Raw genomic sequence first — 19308 nt, forward strand, 5'->3', positions numbered from 1 at the left:
CTTTCCATTCGGCCAAAAAAAGAACCCTGCACCTAGCAGGGTCCGGTTTGCCTCTTAGGGCGCGCCGCGAACAACATAGTTACAGTGGGATTTCGTTAATCGTTTCCGGCCGCATCACCGGTTCGCTATAGGTCTGGTTATCCAGGCCAACGACTTCCTTTTGCCCGTTTAGCCAAATGCGTACTTTGCTGTCGTCCCGGTTCTCCGTCACCGTCAGCACCAGTGATTGCAGCATTTGTGCTGGCAGCTTCTCGCCGGCTTCAAACATATCGTCCGTCAGCGCAACCGTCACAATGCCGTCCTTCGAGACCTCGACGCTTTCCAGCTTCGTGTTGTCGGTCACGACCCGCTCCAAGCCGTCTCCTTGTTGCGGCCCTTTGAGCAGTTCGCCGAGCGCGGATTTCACCCGATCGCCGTCAGCCGGTACAAATCGGGTCACCGGGACGAAATATTGGACGCCCTCCGGCGTTGCTGCGGAGAAATACACAATGACCGGGCTCAGTTGGGATAAGCCGGATTCAGCTTTAATTTCGAGGTTAATCCCAAGATTACGGCTGAGCGGCCGATCCAGCGGCGTACCGTTCACCGGCATCTCGTTTAATTTCTGCCCGTCCACCCACAGCTGAACCTTCTCCACATCCGGCGTTCCGGTTAACGTCCAGGTCAACGCCTCAAGGATTTTGCGCTCATCGGCCGCTTCATAGCCGGTAAACGCTTGATTAAACTCGACGACGGCCAGCTTCTCGTCTTTTTTCACGGTGACGGCCTTCACCTCACTGCCCGCCGGAAGAATGCCGCTAAAGCCGGCCGGGAGCAGGCTGGCATATTTGCCGTCCTTCACCAGCATCTCCAGCATCCGGTTCAGCTTGAGCGAAGCCTCGCCATCAGGCAAGTGCAGGGCGACCGGGGCCAGCAAGCCATGCTCGTTCACCAAGTAAACTGTAGAGAGCGCTTCCTCCTGGGCAAAGCTTGTCTGCTCTACGGCATCCAGACCTTCCAACATTTGGGTTTCGATATCTGTAGGCGGAGGATCGATTTGGGCGGAGCTTCCCCCAAACATGCCGCAGCCCGACAGCAGCAGCGGAAGCGATATTGCCCCGGCGGCAGCCGTATTTCGTAATCGGCGGTTCCATTTCATTTTTGCTCGTGCCTCCCTAAGTTTTTCAATTGGCTAAGATTTGTATTACTATATATACGAGCCTTGTCCCGAAACATAACTATATTTTTCCGGGATCTGGACAAACTTCTTCATATCTTGTCAATCCAACTAAAAATGACGAGGAGTAGAGTGTATGGGGATGGAACAACCGAAGGCCAAAGTGCCTTACAGCTTGAACAGCAAGAAAGTCGCTGATGCCACCAAGGAGTGGCTGCACAAGCGCGGCGTGACGACGGAGCAAATCGCAGAACTCGTAATGTTTTTGCAGCAAAAATACTACCCGAACCTGACGATGGAAGAGTGCATACATAACGTGGAGCAGGTGCTGACCAAACGCGAGGTGCAAAATGCGGTGCTGACCGGCATCCAGCTCGATATTTTGGCAGAGCAGGGGATGCTGATCCCTGAACTGCAGGACATGATTGCCAATGACGAGGGGTTGTACGGTGTGGATGAAATCCTGGCCTTCTCGATCGTAAACGTGTATGGAAGCATCGGCTTCACCAACTACGGTTATGTCGATAAGCTGAAACCGGGCATTTTGGAACGGCTGAATGACAAGACGCTGGGTCCGTGCAATACGTTCTTGGATGACATTGTCGGCGCCATTGCAGCCTCGGCCAGCAGCCGGATCGCCCATCGCAAACAAGCGGAACGGGAAAAAGAACGCGGTGAGGAATCCCTCGACTCCGAGCGGTAATCTCCATCAGTGCAACGCAAAGAAGGACGGCAAATCAAATGCCGCCCTTCTTTTTGCATTATTGGACTATTCCACCGGAGCATACCGGATAACCTCGTCTGTACCTTCTCCGTTCGTCTGCTCTTCAGCCCGCCCTTGCCGGACCAACTCAACTAGATGGGCCAGCGTTTCTGACATGGCAAAGCGCATTTGGTGGATGCTAAGCTCCGTGCCAAATAAGGCGGCGCAAACGTCGAAAGCCGTTTGCGGCCGCTCCTGCAGCAACCGTTCGATGCGCAGGAGCCGCTCGCCGTGATGCTCAAGCAACAGCCGCACACGCTCCGCAAAATAATCAAACGGATTGCGGTGTCCCGGATATGCGGTTGCCACCTCGTAAGCGCTCAGCTTCTCCAGCGAATCCAGGAACGATTGCAGCGGCTGCGGATCACTGCCGGGCAAGAAGCTGACGTTGGGGGAGATTTGCGGCAGCACCGCATCCCCGCAGAACATCAGTTGGTGTTCGGCATTATAAAAGGACAGGTGCCCCGGGGCATGTCCGGCCGTTTCAATCGGCAGCCAGGCTCGTCCACCCATCCGGATCGGCTCTCCCTCCCGGAGAAAGGTTACTTCGGGAGCCGGCGTGATCTGAGCGAAAAAGCCCTGCAGATGCCCGGGCAGCTGGCTGTACCACGATTCCGGCATCCCGTGCCGCCGGTACAAATCGGGCAGCGCTTTGTGCATCCGGCTGTCCGGCCCCCACATCAGCCGCGTCTCTTTATAAGCCCGCGGCGACATCAATACGGCCGCTCCGGTGACCTCCTGCATATATCCCGCCAGGCCATAATGATCGGGGTGGTGGTGGGTCAAGACGATTTGCCTAATGTCGCGCGGCGATATCCTGAGATCCTGCCAAGCTGCCCGCCACTCTTCGATCGTCTCCTCCGTTCGCGGCCCTGGATCGATGATGGTAATCCCCTCTTCTCCCTTCAGCACGTAGCTGTTCACCCTGCGCAGGGGAGGGGCCATCGAGATCGGAACACGGGCCACGAGCTCCCGGTCCCAGAGCTGGATTTCCGGCAATAATGTCATGGCCGCACCCCCACCAAAATCATGCGCCGAGACGTCTTCGGATCGTAAAGCTCTTCATCATAATCCCCATGAACGTTCTGCAAGGTTAAACCGGCCTCCTTCAGCATCCGCCGAAAATCATCCAATTCGTACAGCTTAATCCGCTCCATATAATGCCTTGGTTCTCCGCCAGGGGCGGTAATTTCGATGTCCTTGATGACATACCCATCTTCAATCCGCCGCCGTTCTACGATCTGCTGCCCCGCGTCCTCCCGTACCGAATACGGAACAAGATGGGCGGCAACATAAGCGGGATTAAGAAAATCGAGAAGGAAACGGCCCCCTGACTTCAGTACGCGGGCCGCTTCCCGCAGCACCTTGATCTGCTCCTCGTCCTTTTTAAAATAACCAAATGAAGTAAATAAGTTCACCACCGCCTCAAACTCCCCGCTTTGAAGCGGCAACTCGCGCATATCCGCCCGGTGCCAGGTGATCCGACCCTCGGGGTCGAGGCGTCTCGCCTCGCGCAGCAACACCTCTGACAAATCCACGCCGGTCACCTTGTAACCCGCTTCGGCCAGCGCCAGCGAATGGCGGCCCATGCCGCAGCATAAATCCAACACCTTCGCACCTGGAGGAAGATGAAGCCAGCGGATCATCCGCTGAACTTCGTGTTTCGCACCTTGCGCATCGCGGTGCTTATATACCAGCAAATAATCTTCCCCGAAACTAAGCTCATACCACTCCGCCATCTTCCCCTGCCTCCATACGATCCGTCCCAATTGGATATGTACTCAAATGCATCCGTGTATCCTCATTGTACCGTCAGACTTCCGGAAACACAAAGCGATCTTGAAGTGTTCAAACCGAAATACCAAAAACCGCCGAAGCAGAGCTTCGGCGGTTCAGAATGGCTGCTGCTTCAGCCGAATTACTCGGCAGCGGCTGCATCCGTAAATGTATTGGTGATTTTCGCTTTGCTGCGAACGTCCTCCAGCCACGTTCCCGACATGCTGGAAACCTGTTGGGAGATAAGGCTCTTGCGGATCTCATCCTTCTTCTCCTCCAGCGTTGCCGTGTGGGCTTCCTTCTTGTCGGTGACTTTAATGACCTGATAACCTTCGCTCGTCTTAACAGGCTCGCTAATCTCGCCTTTCGCCAGCTTGAAGGCGGCTTCTTCCACCGCTTCTTCCATTTCGCCGCGGGCGAAGAAATCGGTGTCTCCTCCTTGATCCTTCGTAGCTGTATCCAGCGATTTGCTCTTGGCCAGCTCTGCAAAATCGGCGCCTTCCTTCAACTGCTTCACGATATCCTTCGCTTCCTCTTCAGTTGCGACCAAAATGACGGAAGTCCGAACTTGCTCCGGTGTATTAAAGGAATCCTTGTAGGTTTCAAACGTTTCCTTAACCTGCTCCTCGGTAACATTGATCTGCGGTTCCAGCAGCTTCGTCAGCTTCAGCTCCATTTCGACCTGCTTGAGCAAATCATCCATGGTCATCCCGTACTGCTCCAAAGCTTGATTCAGCGCTTCTTCCGAACCAAACTGGGTTTTGTAGGTTTCGATTTCGGCGTCGACATCGGCATCCGTGATCGTGATATTGTTCTTAGCAGCCTCTTGGTTCACAAGCTCCTGGTTGATGAGGTTTGTCAGCGCTTGTTCTCCGCCATTGGCAGCCAGTTCTTCATAGAGCCGGTCCTTCGTAATTTCCACACCGTTAACCGTAGCGACGGCCTCTGCCTTATTCGTGGCAAACGGCGGTTTGATCAGTACAACGACCAGCAAAACAGCCAGTACCAACGATACGATCTGCCATACTTTATTACTGGATGTAGGGGCTTGTACCGGTGCAGTCTCCGTCTCCCCGTTCAGGGGAACCATCACCGGCGTCAAGTCCTCATCGGTTGTGCTGCCCGTAGCCGCGACGGTTACTTCCGCTTCGTTCGCTGGAGAAGATTCCGTTTCCGTCGACGGGTCGCCCACAGCATCCGCCGGATCATTTGCCGCTTTCGCTAGCTGGTCCGTCCCGGCATCCACCGGACCGGCCTGTCCATCCTGGGCCCGCGTCTCCTCAGCGGCTCCGGTTTCGCCTCCGGTTGCCTCCAACTCTTTTTTTTCCTTTTCGTCCATATGACTTTGCGACTCCCTTCTTCATGAAGCATTCAATTTGGATTCAAAACGTGCTTTCTTGACTTTACCAGATATCCATCGAATTTACCTTAAATATTCCTAAAAAAAGCGCGTCCCTTTTAAGGTGAATTTAAGGAATCGGGAGGCTCTTGCTTTTAATTGCGTCACCCCATCATTCGTGTTCTCGGCAAAAAAGGTGTAGAATATAAAGGTAAAACTAGTTCTAGTTCGGGAGGAACATTCGACGATGGATTATCAAGCTTATTTTAATACGAACCGCGAACAACACTTAAATGAACTTGGCGAATTGCTTCGGATTCCCAGCATCTCCGCCTTGTCCGAACACAAAGGCGATGTGCAGAAGGCGGCCGAATGGATCGCCGAAGCTCTGCGCCGCGCCGGTATGGAATCGGTGGAGATTCATCCTACTGCAGGGCATCCCATCGTTTATGCCGAGCATCTGCACGCACCAGGGAAACCAACCGTTCTGGTTTACGGCCATTATGACGTACAACCGGTAGACCCGCTGAATCTGTGGGAGACGCCGCCATTTGAGCCGTCCATTCGGAACGGCAAGCTGTACGCCCGCGGAGCGACGGACGATAAAGGCCAAGTGTTTATGCATATCAAGGCCGTGGAGGCGATTTTGAAGCAGGAGAAGGAGCTTCCGGTCAACATCAAATTCTGCATCGAAGGGGAAGAGGAAGTCACCAGCCCGAACCTGCCCGCCTTCTTGGAAGCCAACCAGGACAAGCTGGCCGCTGACGTGATCCTGATCTCCGATACCGCGCTGATGGCACCGGGCAAACCGGCGATTTGCATCGGTCTGCGCGGCTTGTGTGCGATGGAAGTCTCGGTGTATACCGCCAACACCGATTTGCACTCCGGTACATATGGCGGCGGTGTCCCTAACGCGCTGCACGCCCTGGTATCGTTGCTGGCTTCCCTGCATGATGAGCAAGGCCGAGTCACGGTCGAAGGCTTCTACGAAGGCGTTCACGAGCTGTCTGCGCTCGAACGCGAAGAGTTCGCCAAGCAACAATTTGACGAAGAGAAGCTCAAGCGGGATCTTGGCTTGAAGGAGCTGTTTGGCGAAGCAGGGTACTCCTTCGTCGAGCGGACCGGCGCCCGTCCAACGCTGGAACTCAACGGGGTTTACGGCGGATTCCAAGGGGAAGGGACCAAAACGGTACTGCCGAAGGAAGCCCATGCCAAAATCACCTGCCGCCTCGTTGGCGACCAGGACCCGCAAGCCACGATCGACCGCATCGAACGGCATCTGCACAAACACCTGCAGCCGGGGGCAACCTTGAAGGTCAAAGCGACCGAGAAAGCGCGGGCCTTCACATGCAATCCGGAAGATCCGATGCTGCAAAAAGCGGCCGATGCCTACGAAGCCATTTACGGCACTCGGGCGCTGTTCACGAAGGACGGCGGTTCGATCCCGATCGTCGAGACCTTGTCCCGCGTCCTGTCGGCTCCAGCCGTCATGATGGGCTTCGGGCTGCCGGACGAAAACCTGCATGCGCCAAACGAGCATTTTAACCTGGAGAACTTTGACAAAGGGCTGCTCACGATCGTTCATTATTTGAAGTCGCTGTAACGTTAGTTTAGCCAATAACCTCCGGCATCTGATGTGAATAGGATGCTTGGAGGTTTTTTTATTTGCGGATACGCACACAAAAAAACCTTCTCTTACCCCTTCCGGGGTGAAAAAGAAGGCTTGCGGCTTTCTACGAACACGTAGTTCACCGTCAGATTTTCAGCTCCCCAAGCTTGATCAGCTCGACAACCGCCTGCGCGCGACCTTTGACATTCAACTTTTGCATTACGTTAGAAATGTGATTACGGACGGTTTTCTCACTAATAAACAGTTGCCCGGCAATGTCGCGCGTCGTTTTATCCTGCACGAGAAGCTCGAAGACCTCCCGTTCACGATGAGTCAACAGAAATTTGCTGTTACGATCGCTGCTCTTCAAAATGCGTCACCCCTCCTTGCTCGGGTTTTGTGGTTTAACAAGGTTCAGGGATACAGTCAACACATCTTATGAAGAAACAGGGTTAATGGTGCGGTGCCGTATAGAAATGGGCGGCCCGTTATTTGAAGGCCATCGCGGCCTGAACCGCTTTCAGCCAGCCTTGGTAGAGCGCTTCCCGCTTAGACTGCGGCATCGTTGGGCTAAACCGGCGTTCCAGGCGTTTGCACTGCGCGACTTCGTCCAAATCGCTCCAGTAGCCGACCGCGAGACCCGCCAAAAAGGCCGCGCCCAACGCCGTCGTTTCGCCGATCGCCGGACGTTCTACGGGAACCCCAAGAATGTCGCTTTGGAACTGCATGAGAAAGCCGTTCGCAACAGCGCCGCCATCCACCTGCATGGACCGTACGGCGTATCCGGCATCCTGCTCCATCGCGCCGAGAACGTCTTTGGTCTGGTAAGCCAGCGCCTCCAGCGTCGCCCGGATAAAATGCTCCTTCGTCGTCCCCCGCGTCAGGCCAAATACCGCGCCGCGAACTTCGCTGTCCCAATACGGGCTGCCGAGACCAACGAAGGCTGGAACAACGTAGACGCCTTCCGTTGAGTCCACGCGCGAGGCGTACACCTCGCTGTCCTTGGCGTTCCGGAACATGCGCAACCCGTCGCGCAGCCACTGGATCGCCGAGCCGGACACGAAGATACTGCCCTCAAGAGCGTACTCCACCTTCCCGTTTAAGCCCCAGGCCAATGAGGTGATCAGCCCGTGCTCCGATACAACGGGGGTACTGCCGGTATTCATCAGCATAAAGCAGCCGGTTCCGTACGTCGTTTTGACCATCCCCGGCTGGAAGCAAGCTTGCCCGAACAGAGCTGCCTGCTGGTCTCCGGCCGCCCCCGCGATCGGCACCTCCTCCCCGAAGAAGTGGTACGGAACCGTCGTGCCGTATACCTCGGAGGAGGATTTCACTTCAGGCAGCATCGCCTTCGGGATGTCCAGAATCGCAAGTAGCTCGTCATCCCAGGTCAGCTCGTGGATGTTGTACATCAGCGTCCGCGAAGCGTTGGAATAGTCCGTTACATGCAAGCGGCCGCCGGACAGCTTCCAGATGAGCCAGGTATCGATGGTCCCGAACAGCAATTCGCCCTTCGCCGCCCGCTCCCGCGAGCCTTCGACATGGTCGAGGATCCACTTGACCTTGGTTCCAGAAAAATAAGGGTCGAGCAGCAGACCGGTTTTGGCCCGGAACAAAGCGTCATGACCGGCATTCCGCAGCTCCTCGCAGATCGCGGCCGTTTGCCGGGATTGCCAGACGATCGCCGGGTAAATCGGGTTGCCGCTGTCTTTTTCCCAAACGACCGTCGTTTCCCGCTGGTTCGTAATCCCGATCCCAACAATCTGCCGCGGCTTGATACCGGATTCCGATAAGCAGGAAGCAATCACCGACATGATCGAGCCCCAAATCTCATTGGGATTCTGCTCGACCCAGCCGGGTTCGGGGAAATACTGCGGGAATTCCCGCTGTGCCGAATGAACAATCTCCCCTTGCCGGTTAAACAAAATCGCCCGCGAGCTCGTTGTGCCTTGATCCAAAGCCAAGATATATTTTTCCATGGAACTCCTCCGTTTCGGTTTGATGAAATAACGCTTTCATTCTTATGTCTATCATAACCCGGCATCCTTCGTGCACGCTATCAGGTTCACGGAGAATCAGCGATAAGAAAAACGTCTATCGACGTACATTCAAAGTAGACAGACCGCGTTTAGCGGAAGTTTATCTTGCGATATCAGGATGCTAATGCCCCGAAGTTTATACTTTCTGATATCTTAAAAAAAGAACCATAGAAAATTCCATGGTTCCTTTCCGCCAATATGTTCACCGCTTCCCTCACGCTTTGGAATTCTTGGACAGCTTCTCCAAAATCGTGATCATCATCTCCAGCTCCTCTTCGCTGAGGACGGATAAATGCGTTTTCAACACTTCCCGTGACTTCTTCCGGGCTTCCGCCAGCACCTCGGCCCCCCGCTCGGTAACCGACAACAGCACCGCCCGCCGATCCTGCTCGTCATGCCGCCGCTCCACGAAACCGCTTTGGACCAGCCGATCGATCATGACCGTAATCGCGCTGGGCTTCACCTCCAGCTTCTCGGCTAAATAGCTGACATTGCAGTTGGACTTCCGGGCAATCAGCATCAGCGTATGAAATTGCGGGCCCGTCAGGCCCAGCTCCTGATGGTGCATTAATTCACTTTTCACTTTCCGAAACGAACGGGTCCATACCGATTCGATCCGATCTATGTAATGGTCGAGATCAACGGACAACCAAACCATTCCTCTCTCCGATAATAACCCTACTGTTTAGAGTGTATTATGCAGACTCCGAAAATTCAAGGAATCTGTCGCCATTTGACGGGTAACCCTACTTGAAAAGGCCGGGAAAATCGCTTATGATGAAACCGAGAAGTCAAAATAATTTTCACATTTCACAAGAATTTAATAAAAATTATTTTCGTAGCAAGTAAACAATCACATCCAACGGCTGAACTTCCTGAGGGAGGAATTTATCTATGACACCCATATTGCATGCGGTATCCAGCCACCTGGAGACGCTGTCGCCGCAGGAACGCAAGCTGGGCGAATACATTTTGGAGTCGCCGGCCACCGTCATTCATCAGGGGATCACAGAGCTGGCCAATGCGTGCGGGATTAGTCCCTCAACGGTGACAAGGTTCTGCAAGACTTTTCACTTTAAAGGCTTCCCTGATTTCAAAATGAAGCTGGCTTCCGAGCTGGCCCACAAGCCTGCGGAGAACCACTACCAGGACATCATCGCCGGCAACGACCTGCAAAAAATCGTCGAAGCGATGGAAGCCAACCATCTCGCCTCGATTACCGACACCACCCGGCTGCTGGACATGAACCAGCTGTCCCGGGCCGTTGAGGCGTTATGCCGCGCCAAGCGCATCGATCTGTACGGTGTGGCGACTTCCTCGATTGTCGCCCAAGACTTTTACCAGAAGCTGGTGCGTATTGGCAAGAACTGCACCGCCTTCGCTGACTCGCATATGCAGATCACTTCCGCTTCCTCGCTCGGCGAAGGCGACGTGGCGCTGGCGATCTCCTATTCAGGCGAAACGCCGGAAACGATCGACGCCCTGCGCTGCGCCAAAGACAGCGGCGCAACCACGTTGTCGCTCACGCAGTACAGCAGCAACTCCCTGGCTTCGCTCGCGGATATCGCTTTATTCTCATCCTCGTTAGAGGAAGGCATGCGCCGGGGTGATATGGCCTCGCGTATTGCGCAGCTGCACGTCATCGATATTTTGTTTACGGGGATGGTCAGCTTGGAATTCCAGGATTTCATTCCGAAGCTCGAAAGCTCGTATCAGAATGTTCAAATTTATCGTAAAACCCAAGGAGGGCAACACGAATGCTGAATATTATCAAAACCAACAGCGAGCAGCAATTTAATGAAACCGGAGCAGGCATCATCGCCAGCCTCCTGCAATCTAACCCGCGGGCGATTTTGGGCCTGGCTACCGGCAGCACACCGGTCGGGGTGTATGAGAAGCTGATCGAGCTGTACAAGAAAGGCAGCGTCAGCTTTAAGCAAGCGAGCAGCTACAATCTGGATGAATACATCGGATTGCCGGCGGACCATCCAGAGAGCTATCGCCGATTCATGGACGAGAAGCTGTTTAATCATATCGATATTTTGCCAGAAAATACGCATGTACCTGAGGGAAATGCTCCGGATCCTGAGCAAGCGGCCAAGGACTACGCAAAACTGCTGGATCAAGCGGGTCAAATCGACTTGCAGCTGCTGGGCCTTGGACATAACGGCCATATCGGGTTTAACGAGCCTGCCGATGAGCTGACGGGGCCGCCGCATGTCGTGAAGCTGCAAGAGCGGACACGGCTGGCCAATGCGCGCTTCTTCAATTCCATTGACGAGGTGCCAACTCACGCGCTCACGATGGGGATCGGTTCGATCCTGCAGGCTAAGCAAATCCTGCTGATGGCCAAAGGCGAAGACAAAGCCGAAATCATCGCCAAAGCGTTAAAGGGGCCAATCACGACCCAATGTCCGGCTTCGCTGCTGCAAACCCACCCGAATGTGGTTGTCGTCGTTGACCAGGCTGCGGGGAGATTCCTGTGATGAGCGGCGCCGGACGTACCTTCAACCTCATTCATGCCGAAGTTGTCACCCCGCGCGGAACGTTCCGCGACGGCGCGGTTGCGGTGAAAGACGGCGTCATCACTTACGTCGGCACGACCGCCGGATTACCTGAAGCTCACGCTGCAGGCGTCGAGACGATTGATGCGAAAGGCAGCTATGTGCTGCCCGGCTTTATCGACGTGCACGTGCACGGCGGCATGCTGAAGGATTTCTCGCAGCCAAGCAAGCAAGGTCTGGACGCCATTACGAAGCTTCATTGCAGTCAGGGAACGACTTCGATGCTGGCGACAACGATGACCCTTCCGAAGGCGATGATCGACAACGTGCTGGCCGAAGTCCATCAATATATGGCTGGCGAGATGCCTTATGCCCAATTGGTTGGCGTTCATCTGGAAGGGCCGTTTATCAGCCCGAAATGGCCGGGCGCCCAAAATCCTGAGCACATCGTCCCGCCGAACCGCGAATGGATCGAAGGTTGGGAACAACAGTATCCGGGGCTAATTAAGCAGGTTACGTTTGCGCCTGAACGGGACGGGGCGCATGAGCTGATCCGCTATTTACGGAAGCAGGGAATCGTAGCGGCTGCCGGTCATACCGATGCCACTTACGAAGAAATCATGGCCGCTTACGAGGTTGGCTTAAACCACTCCGTGCATATGTTTAACGCCATGACGCCGCTGCATCACCGCAAACCGGGCACCGCCGGGGCAATCCTGAGCACGCCGGGCATTAGCGCAGAAATCATCGCCGACGGCATTCACGTCCATCCTGCAGCAATCCGGCTGTTGGCCAGCGTGAAGACCGGCAGCAACCTGCTCCTGATCACCGATGCTATGTCGGCTGCAGGGCTCGGTGACGGGGACTACATGCTTGGCGACCTGCCGGTTGTCGTGAAGAATAACGTCTGCACGCTGCGCGACAGCGAAGGAACGTTAGCCGGAAGCACGTTGACGATGATCCGCGGTTTCCGCTATCTCGTACGCGAGGTGGGATTGTCGATCGAACGCGCGTCGGAAGCCGCCAGCGCCAATCCGGCGAAGCTGATCCGCATCGACCATTTAACCGGCTCGATCGAAACCGGCAAACAAGCAGATCTGCTGCTGGTCGACCGCGATTTGGAATTGCAGCGGGTGTGGGTCAAAGGACGTGCATTCCAAGATAACGAATAATCAAAACCATCCAATCACAAGATAAAGCGCGAGACGCAGGAAGGATTTCTTCCCGCTTCTCGCGCTTTTTGGTTCTCGCTATAAACCGCCGCTAGCGGGTTGTCCCTCCGGTGAAACCGGCATTCATGTCACGTGCACCTGTTCCTGTCCCATTGCCCATGCCGGCATTAGGTCTTGTCGGCGCATAACCATTTGGCCCGGTCATCGTCCCTGCACGGCCGGGGAATACACGGTTAATCAGCGTTTCGAAATCGCTGATGAAGTTGTTCAGTGTTCCGCCGCCCCGAGACTCTGTAGCATATTGGCCAATGGTGGATACAAAATCGGAATCGTTAGATACGTAGACGTTGCGGATATGCGGTGCCGCTTGCTTAACCGCTGCTTCGATCCGGTTTTTGAGATCCTGGGACACGTTGCTCGTTCCAGCTCCCAAGGCTCCGTTCCCGGTAGTGAAGCCCGAAGGGGTGTTCGTCGTCCCACGAGTACCTCCAGGATACATCGACCCGAAACGGTTGCCGGTTGTGCCGGTGCCCAACATCGAGCCGTTGTTACTGCGATTGACGTTGTTCCCCGTTCCGAACAAACCGCGTCCGAGGTCAAAGAGCCCGCCCAGTCCGGCACGGTCGTTGCCGCGAGCCAAACCGTTGTCTGCGGCGCCGCGGGTTCCATAGTCCGCACCGTAAGGGCCGCCGACATTGGTCGTACCAAGGCCAACTCCATTGGGACGTTGCACCCCGTAAGCGCTAGTGCGGCCTGTCGTATTCGTGCCGTGGAGTGTGACACCTACATATGCATCACGGTCGGTAACAACGACATGTGCGGTTTGAACGTCGCCAAGCTGTGCCACCTTGTTGCTAAGCGCAGGGCTGTAACGCAGGGAACGGATACGCATATCCTGTCCGCTGCCGGCGCTGCGGGAGAACAGACGGTTGCTGGGGTTTAAAGAATTGACATCATAATTTCGGTTATTGCCCCGTAAGCTTTGCGTGCGCACATTATTGTCGCCCTTCCCGTCACCACAACCTGCCATTAAAGCCATCCCGGCAAGCAACGCTGCGGATAACGATAAGTTAACGACTTTCGCTCCTCGCATGTAGTCAACCTCCATCCGTAAGAAGTAATGTATGAAACAGGACTTATCATGCGCCAAATCCCGTTGTCGTCATACAGGTAAACATAACCGAGCGACCCACCAGCCTCCTATGCTTCAGCGGGCTTGTATCGTGGGAAATCCACCCACACGTCCAATTCAGATTACGCGTACACTAAATCTGAGACGCTGAATAACCTCAAGGGGTGCTGGCCCATGAAAGTGCTGTTTACGTTTTATGTTCCGAGCGGCGGGGTCGAAACCTTAAACCGCCTGCGCTGCGATGCGCTAAAAAGACGGAACATTGAAGGCCATATTATGTATTTGCGTCCCGGTTCCGGGCTCATCAACACGCAGCAGGCGAACATTCCCGTGATGGTGGATCCAAGCGATGCCGAACTCGCTCAACGTTTGCCGCAATATGATGCCGTTATCGCAACCTCGGATTACTGGATGCCCGGACGGCTGCGCCGGCTTGGGTTTCACAAACCGATTATTTTTGAAATTCAAGGCTTGGGAACGCGGGAACAAGCAGAGCAGACGCTTCGGGAAGGCAAGGAGGAAATCCTGCGAAACTGCCAGGCTTCGCTGATGCCTCCAACCCCCCATTTGATTGAGCTGGCCTCCACCTACTACCCCACATTGCCCAAGTTCGTATTGATGAATCCGTTGGATACCCGGCATTTCCGTCACATTGCGCAACCGAAGTATCCGGTGCCCATCATCGCTTGGGTCGGACGGCTGGAGCCCAACAAAAATTGGGAGTTGTTCCTGAAAATCGCTTCCGCCCTACACCGCCAACGTCCACAGATGGAAATTTGGATGTTCCTTGATTATCAGCTCCCGTCCGAGGAGACGAAAAACCGGTTTTGGCAGTATGTTAAACGCTTGGGGCTAGAGCCTAAACTCAAATTGTATCCAAATACCCCTAACCGGGAGATGCCCTATTATCTATCCCGCGTCGGCGATTCAGGCGGACTGATGATCTCCACATCTACCCTGGAGGGCTTCGGCTATGCCGTTGCCGAGGCCTTAGCTTGCCGTTGTCCCGTGCTTACCACCGATTCCGATGGCGTACGTCTTTTTATCAAGCATAATGAAACGGGAAAGTTCTTCGCGTACCCGCAAGTGGGCCAAGCGGTTGCCAGAGCGTTGGAGCTGATGGACCATCACGGGCAGCGGGAGAAGATCCGCAGCATGGGGGAACAGCATATCCACCAGTGGCTGTCGCCGCAGCAGTATGCTGATTCGTTCCGCCAAATGCTGCAAAGCTTAGGAGTAAAATAAAGAAGCGAATGAAAGAACCTCCAGTGATCTGGAGGTTCTTTTGTCGGCAATTTTTCTGCAAAATGCATATACTATTGGGGAACCGCCTATGAGGTAGACGCCGTTTCCAAAGCCAACTTCAGCTTCTTCTCATTTTCAAGGAGGCCCGGATCCTCGGGCAAATAGCGAAGCGCCTCCCGGTTATGCTCATAAGCCTGACGTAAATGGCCGAGCTGCGCATAACACAAACATAACCGGCTATGCGGCAACCATGTCCGGGACGCTGAATGAACGATCGCTGTCCAACTGCCAACATTGGCATTCTGTATCGCCTGACCGTACCAATAGATTGCCATCGCCCATTCTTGCCGATCCTCCATGCAGTTGCCGATAGCACAGCAAATTTCCGAACTTGGAATATGAAATTGGAGGGATCGCAGCAGCGTCTCCAGTTTTTGTCGCTCGCGTCCCAAAAAACCATAGCAATCCGCTAAACGGGCGCAAGCTAGAATCAGATCATCCCGGTTTGCCTTCGGATCGAGGAGGAACTCCGCAAAATGCGGTACGGCTTCCTCATATCGACCGGCATCTGCCAGCTCGCATGCAAAGTGGAAACGCAGGCGTCCTTGCAGTACGCCGCCGGAAGCCAAATGATGCTCGATGATCTTTAGATTCCGTCCGGAATGGCTCCCGGTTCCGCGATGGGTCACAGCAATATCCGTCAGCAGCTGTTTCCCGTCCGCGACATCCAGGTATTCGTGTACGATGCCAATCCAGCGGTAATTCCGGCTCCGTTTGACCAATCGGTTCCGCCGAGTGAAGGCCAGCGGTGCTCCGGTCTGCTCCTCCTCGTGGAGCACATAATTCATCAGGACCGCGTCGATGTCAGAACTCAATTCTTGCTTTAACCGAAGGAGCTTGGCGCGGTTGGGTTCGGTGAATACATCGTCAGCATCCATCCAGAGAATGTATTCACAGGTTGCCAAAGAAAAACTGAAATTCCGCGCGGCCGCAAAATCCTCCCGCCAGGCGAACTCGTACACCTTGGCCCCGAATTCCGCGGCCACCTCCTTCGTGCGGTCGGTTGATCCCGTATCCACGATCACGATTTCGTCCGCCAAATCCGCGACGGACTTTAGACATACAGGCAAACGGGCTTCTTCATTTTTGACAATCATACATAAACTTATCGTGATCAGTTCAGGAACCCTCCCTCCCGCAGCAGCTCAGTCACTTCGGCTTTATCAAGCAAAGACGCATTGGAATTGTATTCAGAGAACAGTTCGCGAGGCAAGCTGGAATAATGGGCAATGAGCTCCTTGGAGCTGGGAGGAAGAATGACGTAATATTGATCGCTATATTTGAGCGTATAGGGAGCTTCGTACCGAGAGACCAGCACCTCATGCAGCTTCTCTCCAGGCCGAATGCCGATTTCCTGCACCGGGACGTGATGTCCGACATAATGCTCCGCAAGCACCTCAGCAATATCGATGATGCGGCAGGCCTTCATTTTCATCACGAACGTTTCGCCCCCGATGGCTGTCGTGGCTGCTTTAAGCAGAAGATCGATCGCCTGGGATAAGGTCAGGAAGAAGCGCGTCATCTCCCGGGCGGTAATCGTTAAGTCTTTCCCGTCCCGCAGCTGGTTGATGAACAGTGGAACCACGCTGCCGTTCGTCCCAAGCACGTTCCCCCCGCGGATACAAGTGAACCGGGTATGCTCGCTTAAATCGTTCGCACGAATCATCAGCTTCTCCCCGATCGCTTTGGTCATCCCGTACGTATTTGTCGGATCCACCGCTTTGTCGGTGGACACGTCGATCACCTTGATGACCTTATTCGCGATGCTCGCCTGAATGATGTTTTCCGTTCCGAGCACATTGGTCTTGAGCGCTTCTTCCGGCTGGAATTCGCAAACCGGCACATGTTTTAAAGCTGCCAGATGGAAGACATAATCCACTCCCTTACTCGCCGCTTCCACCGCCGCGTAATCACGGACATCACCGATCAGATACCGCATTGAGGCGTGCCCGCTAAATTCCCGCTGCATTAAGACCTGAGCGTATTCGTTTCTCGAGAAAATGCGGATTTCCCGCGGTCCCTCTTGCAGCAGTCTCCTTGTCAGCCTTTTCCCCCAGGATCCGGTCCCCCCGGTAATTAACACGGTCTTGTCTCTGAACATCTATATACCTTCCTTTCGTAACTAGATTCATCGGGAAATTCCGTTTTGAGCGGATCCTGATTTTCCGCCCCCCAGCGTAACGATCCGCGCTTTGCCTTGTATACCGGCGGCCGCATTTCGCGTATCGAATACAAATGGCGCGTGCTTCACGACATCCTCCAGCGGCAATCCGCGGTGACGGACGGCGATCACCACGCCGTCCGAGGAGGCTAAGCGCTCCGCTGTCAACTCCACCGAATACAGCTTGATTCCGCTGATCTCCACTTCTGGAATCAACGGATCGTGATAATCGACTATTGCACCAGCGGCCATGAGCAGCCGAATCAGCTCAAGCACGCTCGATTCGCGGATATCGGCGACATCCTCTTTAAACGTAATTCCGAGCACCAAAATCCGCTTACCGGCAAGAGAGCTACCGTTCAATTCTTCCTGCAGCCTGGACACGATGTACCCTGGCATGTCGCGGTTAATCCGCGAGCTGATCTCGATAAATGAGCTTTCCATCCCTAACTGCTGTGCTTTCCATTGCAGATAGATCGGATCCACCGGGATGCAATGTCCGCCTACGCCGGGGCCGGGATAAAACGCCTTAAAGCCAAACGGCTTGGAAGAGGCCGCCTCCACCACTTCCCAAACGTTGATTCCCATTTGATCGCAGAGCAAAGCAAACTCATTGATGAAAGAAATGTTCACGAAACGAAAGGTGTTTTCCAGCAGTTTCGCCATCTCAGCCGTTTCCGTCGAGGATACCCGCACCACGGTGCGAAAGCCCGCACGATAAAGCTCCTCCATCCGATCCGCGCAAGCAGCGGTAATCCCGCTGACGATCTTAGGAATATCTCTCAGGGAGTAACGGCGGCTTCCGGGATTCACCCGTTCCGGTGAAAAGCCCACAAAAAACTCCGTCCCCAGGTGTAGACCGCTTTTTTGCAACAGCGGCAAAATCACTTCCCGGGTGGTTCCGGGGTAAGTAGAGCTTTCCAATGCGACCAACTGCCCGGGCTTAAGATGCTTCCCGATGTTTTCTGCGGCATCGACCAGATAGGTCAAGTCCGGCACATGCTGTTCCGTCAACGGAGTCGGCACGCAAATAATGATTGCTTCTGCGCTTGCGATCTCGGCGAAGTCCGGAGATACCGTCAATTGCTGCGCATAGGTATATCGTTTGATTTTCTCATCGGGAACGTCAGCGATGTAACTTCGTCCCTGTTGCAAAAGCTGTAATTTCTTTTCGTCCTTGTCGATGCCGATGACGCGAAAACCCTGGTCTAGATACGTTTCGGCCAAAGGAAGACCAACATATCCCATACCGACGATGGCAATGATTCGTGACAACATCCATCTCCCCTTTCGCTTGAAGTTTGACCGTAAGGACGTGCCTCGCGCTCACTTTCGTGTATTTTTAACCGACGATGGAACGGATCATTTGAAGGAGCTGCAGAGTACGAACGGAGGTCGTATGTTTCTCCCGGACGAACTCATACCCTTGACCGCTGATCTTCGCCCGCAGCGATTCGTTGCTTGGATGCAAATAGAAATGAATTTTGGCGAGAAAATCCCGCTCCGACACGGCCACATAATGTACGCCGGACCTGAACCCAAGCGCGCGTAGATCAGCGTTCTCGGGAGCGAGCAGCAGCGTGTTGCAAGCGAGTACCTCAAAATATTTGCGAAGCGGATAATGGAATTTGGAATCGCAAGTCAGGAAGATCTTGGATCGGTTCACTTCAAGCGCAAAGCCTCGCGCTACAAGCGCCTGGGCATCGGATTCGAAGTCCGTATAGCCGGGATGGCTGTGACATACAAAGCCGGGATATCCGGTCAAAGCCGTTTTCATCTTATGGCGCAACGGGTATACCTTCGGGTTAGTTGCCCCCATAAGCAGAACGTTGATGTTTTTCCGGCGTCGATAATCCCTGAACACGGTAGGTTCTACAAAATGGGGCAGCCAATAAAGACGGCCCTTGAACTCGGGATACCGCTCCCGGAACGCTTGCCGATACATCACAAAGATGGTGGCAGAGGGGTAACGCCGCAGGAACTCTCGTCGCTGCTCGACTTTGGCATGCAGATCATGCATGATCATGCCCCAAGGTAACTTCAAATGTTCCAGCCCCTCAACTGGAGGGCAATAAGAGGCATGAAACCGATCGTTAAACAGAACAAAATCGGGCTGAAAGGGAGCTCGCCGGAGAATGGCCCGTACCTCTCCGCCCTGATGATCCAAGGCCAAATCGGCATATTTTCGCAGTTCCAACTGCATGTAGTGAAAATTCCGTTCCAAATATCGACTGAAATCCTTCGTTACGAACAAAATCTTTAGCCGCTTCATTCCTTCAAATCCTTTTCTATCGGAGCTTATATCCTTCGTTTAGCAGAAAACCTGCCCGGGTCACCCCGAGGCAGGCTTTC

At 54.3% G+C, this 19308-nt stretch carries 18 protein-coding genes; 6 read left to right on the top strand and 12 right to left on the bottom strand.

The features are described 5' to 3' along the window. Window positions 1–79: 79 nt before the first annotated feature. Window positions 80–1138 carry a GerMN domain-containing protein gene (locus tag ACL02P_RS12040; protein WP_412837362.1) on the bottom strand — a complete coding sequence of 353 codons (1059 nt, stop codon included), beginning with the start codon at window positions 1136–1138 and terminating at the stop codon, window positions 80–82. 154 nt (window positions 1139–1292) lie between these two features. On the opposite strand from ACL02P_RS12040, the gene ACL02P_RS12045 reads away from it, so the two are divergent. Beyond that, a complete protein-coding gene (locus ACL02P_RS12045; RefSeq protein WP_407673920.1) occupies window positions 1293–1859 on the top strand; it encodes a phosphatidylglycerophosphatase A in 567 nt (188 codons plus the stop codon). A 66-nt stretch (window positions 1860–1925) separates the two neighbouring features. On the opposite strand, the gene ACL02P_RS12050 is transcribed toward ACL02P_RS12045, so the two are convergent. The 3 genes from ACL02P_RS12050 to ACL02P_RS12060 all read right to left on the bottom strand — a co-directional run bounded on the left by ACL02P_RS12050 (window position 1926) and on the right by ACL02P_RS12060 (window position 5034). After that, window positions 1926–2927, bottom strand: a complete 1002-nt coding sequence (locus ACL02P_RS12050; protein ID WP_412837363.1) for an MBL fold metallo-hydrolase — start codon at window positions 2925–2927, stop codon at window positions 1926–1928. Further along, window positions 2924–3658 carry a class I SAM-dependent methyltransferase gene (locus ACL02P_RS12055; RefSeq protein ID WP_036645155.1) on the bottom strand — a complete coding sequence of 245 codons (735 nt, stop codon included), beginning with the start codon at window positions 3656–3658 and terminating at the stop codon, window positions 2924–2926. The genes ACL02P_RS12050 and ACL02P_RS12055 overlap by 4 nt, the downstream gene beginning before the upstream one ends. Window positions 3659–3837: 179 nt before the next feature. Then, window positions 3838–5034 (bottom strand): peptidylprolyl isomerase, encoded by a 1197-nt coding sequence (locus ACL02P_RS12060; protein ID WP_412837364.1) that lies wholly within the window; start codon window positions 5032–5034, stop codon window positions 3838–3840. 247 nt (window positions 5035–5281) lie between these two features. On the opposite strand from ACL02P_RS12060, the gene ACL02P_RS12065 reads away from it, so the two are divergent. Then, window positions 5282–6637, top strand: coding sequence for a dipeptidase (locus ACL02P_RS12065; protein WP_009225123.1), 1356 nt, complete (start codon window positions 5282–5284; stop codon window positions 6635–6637). A 151-nt stretch (window positions 6638–6788) separates the two neighbouring features. On the opposite strand, the gene ACL02P_RS12070 is transcribed toward ACL02P_RS12065, so the two are convergent. From ACL02P_RS12070 to ACL02P_RS12080, 3 genes are all read right to left on the bottom strand, one after another. Then, window positions 6789–7013: a helix-turn-helix domain-containing protein gene (locus ACL02P_RS12070; RefSeq protein ID WP_009225122.1), complete on the bottom strand. Its 225-nt coding sequence runs from the start codon at window positions 7011–7013 to the stop codon at window positions 6789–6791. A 118-nt stretch (window positions 7014–7131) separates the two neighbouring features. After that, complete coding sequence (gene glpK, locus ACL02P_RS12075; protein WP_412837365.1) at window positions 7132–8622, bottom strand: glycerol kinase GlpK; 1491 nt, start codon at window positions 8620–8622, stop codon at window positions 7132–7134. Window positions 8623–8896: 274 nt separating this feature from the next. Then, complete coding sequence (locus ACL02P_RS12080; protein WP_009225120.1) at window positions 8897–9340, bottom strand: MarR family winged helix-turn-helix transcriptional regulator; 444 nt, start codon at window positions 9338–9340, stop codon at window positions 8897–8899. A 236-nt stretch (window positions 9341–9576) separates the two neighbouring features. On the opposite strand from ACL02P_RS12080, the gene ACL02P_RS12085 reads away from it, so the two are divergent. Genes ACL02P_RS12085 through nagA form a run of 3 tightly spaced genes read left to right on the top strand, consistent with a single transcriptional unit; the run spans window position 9577 to window position 12358 of the window. After that, window positions 9577–10446 (top strand): MurR/RpiR family transcriptional regulator, encoded by an 870-nt coding sequence (locus ACL02P_RS12085; protein WP_009225119.1) that lies wholly within the window; start codon window positions 9577–9579, stop codon window positions 10444–10446. After that, the gene (gene nagB, locus ACL02P_RS12090; RefSeq protein WP_009225118.1) at window positions 10440–11168 is read left to right on the top strand and encodes a glucosamine-6-phosphate deaminase; all 729 of its coding nucleotides are present in this window, start codon (window positions 10440–10442) and stop codon (window positions 11166–11168) included. The genes ACL02P_RS12085 and nagB overlap by 7 nt, the downstream gene beginning before the upstream one ends. After that, window positions 11168–12358, top strand: coding sequence for an N-acetylglucosamine-6-phosphate deacetylase (gene nagA, locus ACL02P_RS12095; protein WP_009225117.1), 1191 nt, complete (start codon window positions 11168–11170; stop codon window positions 12356–12358). The genes nagB and nagA overlap by 1 nt, the downstream gene beginning before the upstream one ends. A 91-nt stretch (window positions 12359–12449) precedes the next feature. On the opposite strand, the gene ACL02P_RS12100 is transcribed toward nagA, so the two are convergent. Then, on the bottom strand, window positions 12450–13451 hold the full coding sequence (locus ACL02P_RS12100; RefSeq protein ID WP_036645153.1) for a YhcN/YlaJ family sporulation lipoprotein: 1002 nt from the start codon (window positions 13449–13451) through the stop codon (window positions 12450–12452). Window positions 13452–13664: 213 nt separating this feature from the next. On the opposite strand from ACL02P_RS12100, the gene ACL02P_RS12105 reads away from it, so the two are divergent. Continuing rightward, complete coding sequence (locus ACL02P_RS12105; RefSeq protein WP_009225115.1) at window positions 13665–14735, top strand: glycosyltransferase family 4 protein; 1071 nt, start codon at window positions 13665–13667, stop codon at window positions 14733–14735. Window positions 14736–14821: 86 nt separating this feature from the next. On the opposite strand, the gene ACL02P_RS12110 is transcribed toward ACL02P_RS12105, so the two are convergent. The 4 genes from ACL02P_RS12110 to ACL02P_RS12125 form a co-directional block, all read right to left on the bottom strand. Continuing rightward, on the bottom strand, window positions 14822–15892 hold the full coding sequence (locus ACL02P_RS12110) for a glycosyltransferase family 2 protein (protein ID WP_260070337.1): 1071 nt from the start codon (window positions 15890–15892) through the stop codon (window positions 14822–14824). A 17-nt stretch (window positions 15893–15909) separates the two neighbouring features. Further along, window positions 15910–16896 (bottom strand): polysaccharide biosynthesis protein, encoded by a 987-nt coding sequence (locus tag ACL02P_RS12115; protein WP_009225113.1) that lies wholly within the window; start codon window positions 16894–16896, stop codon window positions 15910–15912. 27 nt (window positions 16897–16923) lie between these two features. Continuing rightward, complete coding sequence (locus tag ACL02P_RS12120; protein WP_260070339.1) at window positions 16924–18234, bottom strand: nucleotide sugar dehydrogenase; 1311 nt, start codon at window positions 18232–18234, stop codon at window positions 16924–16926. Between the two features lie 64 nt (window positions 18235–18298). After that, window positions 18299–19228: a glycosyltransferase gene (locus ACL02P_RS12125; RefSeq protein WP_009225111.1), complete on the bottom strand. Its 930-nt coding sequence runs from the start codon at window positions 19226–19228 to the stop codon at window positions 18299–18301. Window positions 19229–19308: the final 80 nt, after the last annotated feature.

The sequence above is a fragment of the Paenibacillus sp. MB22_1 genome (assembly GCF_047200555.1).
Taxonomy (GTDB): Bacteria; Bacillota; Bacilli; order Paenibacillales; family Paenibacillaceae; genus Fontibacillus; species Fontibacillus phoenicis.

Excerpts from the sequence above, each read along its gene's own strand:
- ACL02P_RS12120 (WP_260070339.1), bottom strand. The coding sequence starts at position 18,234 with ATGTTGTCACGAATCATTGCCATCGTCGGTATGGGATATGTTGGTCTT.
- ACL02P_RS12080 (WP_009225120.1), bottom strand. The coding sequence starts at position 9,340 with ATGGTTTGGTTGTCCGTTGATCTCGACCATTACATAGATCGGATCGAA.
- glpK (WP_412837365.1), bottom strand. The coding sequence starts at position 8,622 with ATGGAAAAATATATCTTGGCTTTGGATCAAGGCACAACGAGCTCGCGG.
- ACL02P_RS12110 (WP_260070337.1), bottom strand. The coding sequence starts at position 15,892 with ATGATTGTCAAAAATGAAGAAGCCCGTTTGCCTGTATGTCTAAAGTCC.
- ACL02P_RS12040 (WP_412837362.1), bottom strand. The coding sequence starts at position 1,138 with ATGAAATGGAACCGCCGATTACGAAATACGGCTGCCGCCGGGGCAATA.
- ACL02P_RS12055 (WP_036645155.1), bottom strand. The coding sequence starts at position 3,658 with ATGGCGGAGTGGTATGAGCTTAGTTTCGGGGAAGATTATTTGCTGGTA.
- ACL02P_RS12100 (WP_036645153.1), bottom strand. The coding sequence starts at position 13,451 with ATGCGAGGAGCGAAAGTCGTTAACTTATCGTTATCCGCAGCGTTGCTT.
- nagB (WP_009225118.1), top strand. The coding sequence starts at position 10,440 with ATGCTGAATATTATCAAAACCAACAGCGAGCAGCAATTTAATGAAACC.
- ACL02P_RS12125 (WP_009225111.1), bottom strand. The coding sequence starts at position 19,228 with ATGAAGCGGCTAAAGATTTTGTTCGTAACGAAGGATTTCAGTCGATAT.
- ACL02P_RS12115 (WP_009225113.1), bottom strand. The coding sequence starts at position 16,896 with ATGTTCAGAGACAAGACCGTGTTAATTACCGGGGGGACCGGATCCTGG.
- nagA (WP_009225117.1), top strand. The coding sequence starts at position 11,168 with ATGAGCGGCGCCGGACGTACCTTCAACCTCATTCATGCCGAAGTTGTC.
- ACL02P_RS12060 (WP_412837364.1), bottom strand. The coding sequence starts at position 5,034 with ATGGACGAAAAGGAAAAAAAAGAGTTGGAGGCAACCGGAGGCGAAACC.
- ACL02P_RS12085 (WP_009225119.1), top strand. The coding sequence starts at position 9,577 with ATGACACCCATATTGCATGCGGTATCCAGCCACCTGGAGACGCTGTCG.
- ACL02P_RS12050 (WP_412837363.1), bottom strand. The coding sequence starts at position 2,927 with ATGACATTATTGCCGGAAATCCAGCTCTGGGACCGGGAGCTCGTGGCC.
- ACL02P_RS12105 (WP_009225115.1), top strand. The coding sequence starts at position 13,665 with ATGAAAGTGCTGTTTACGTTTTATGTTCCGAGCGGCGGGGTCGAAACC.
- ACL02P_RS12065 (WP_009225123.1), top strand. The coding sequence starts at position 5,282 with ATGGATTATCAAGCTTATTTTAATACGAACCGCGAACAACACTTAAAT.
- ACL02P_RS12045 (WP_407673920.1), top strand. The coding sequence starts at position 1,293 with ATGGGGATGGAACAACCGAAGGCCAAAGTGCCTTACAGCTTGAACAGC.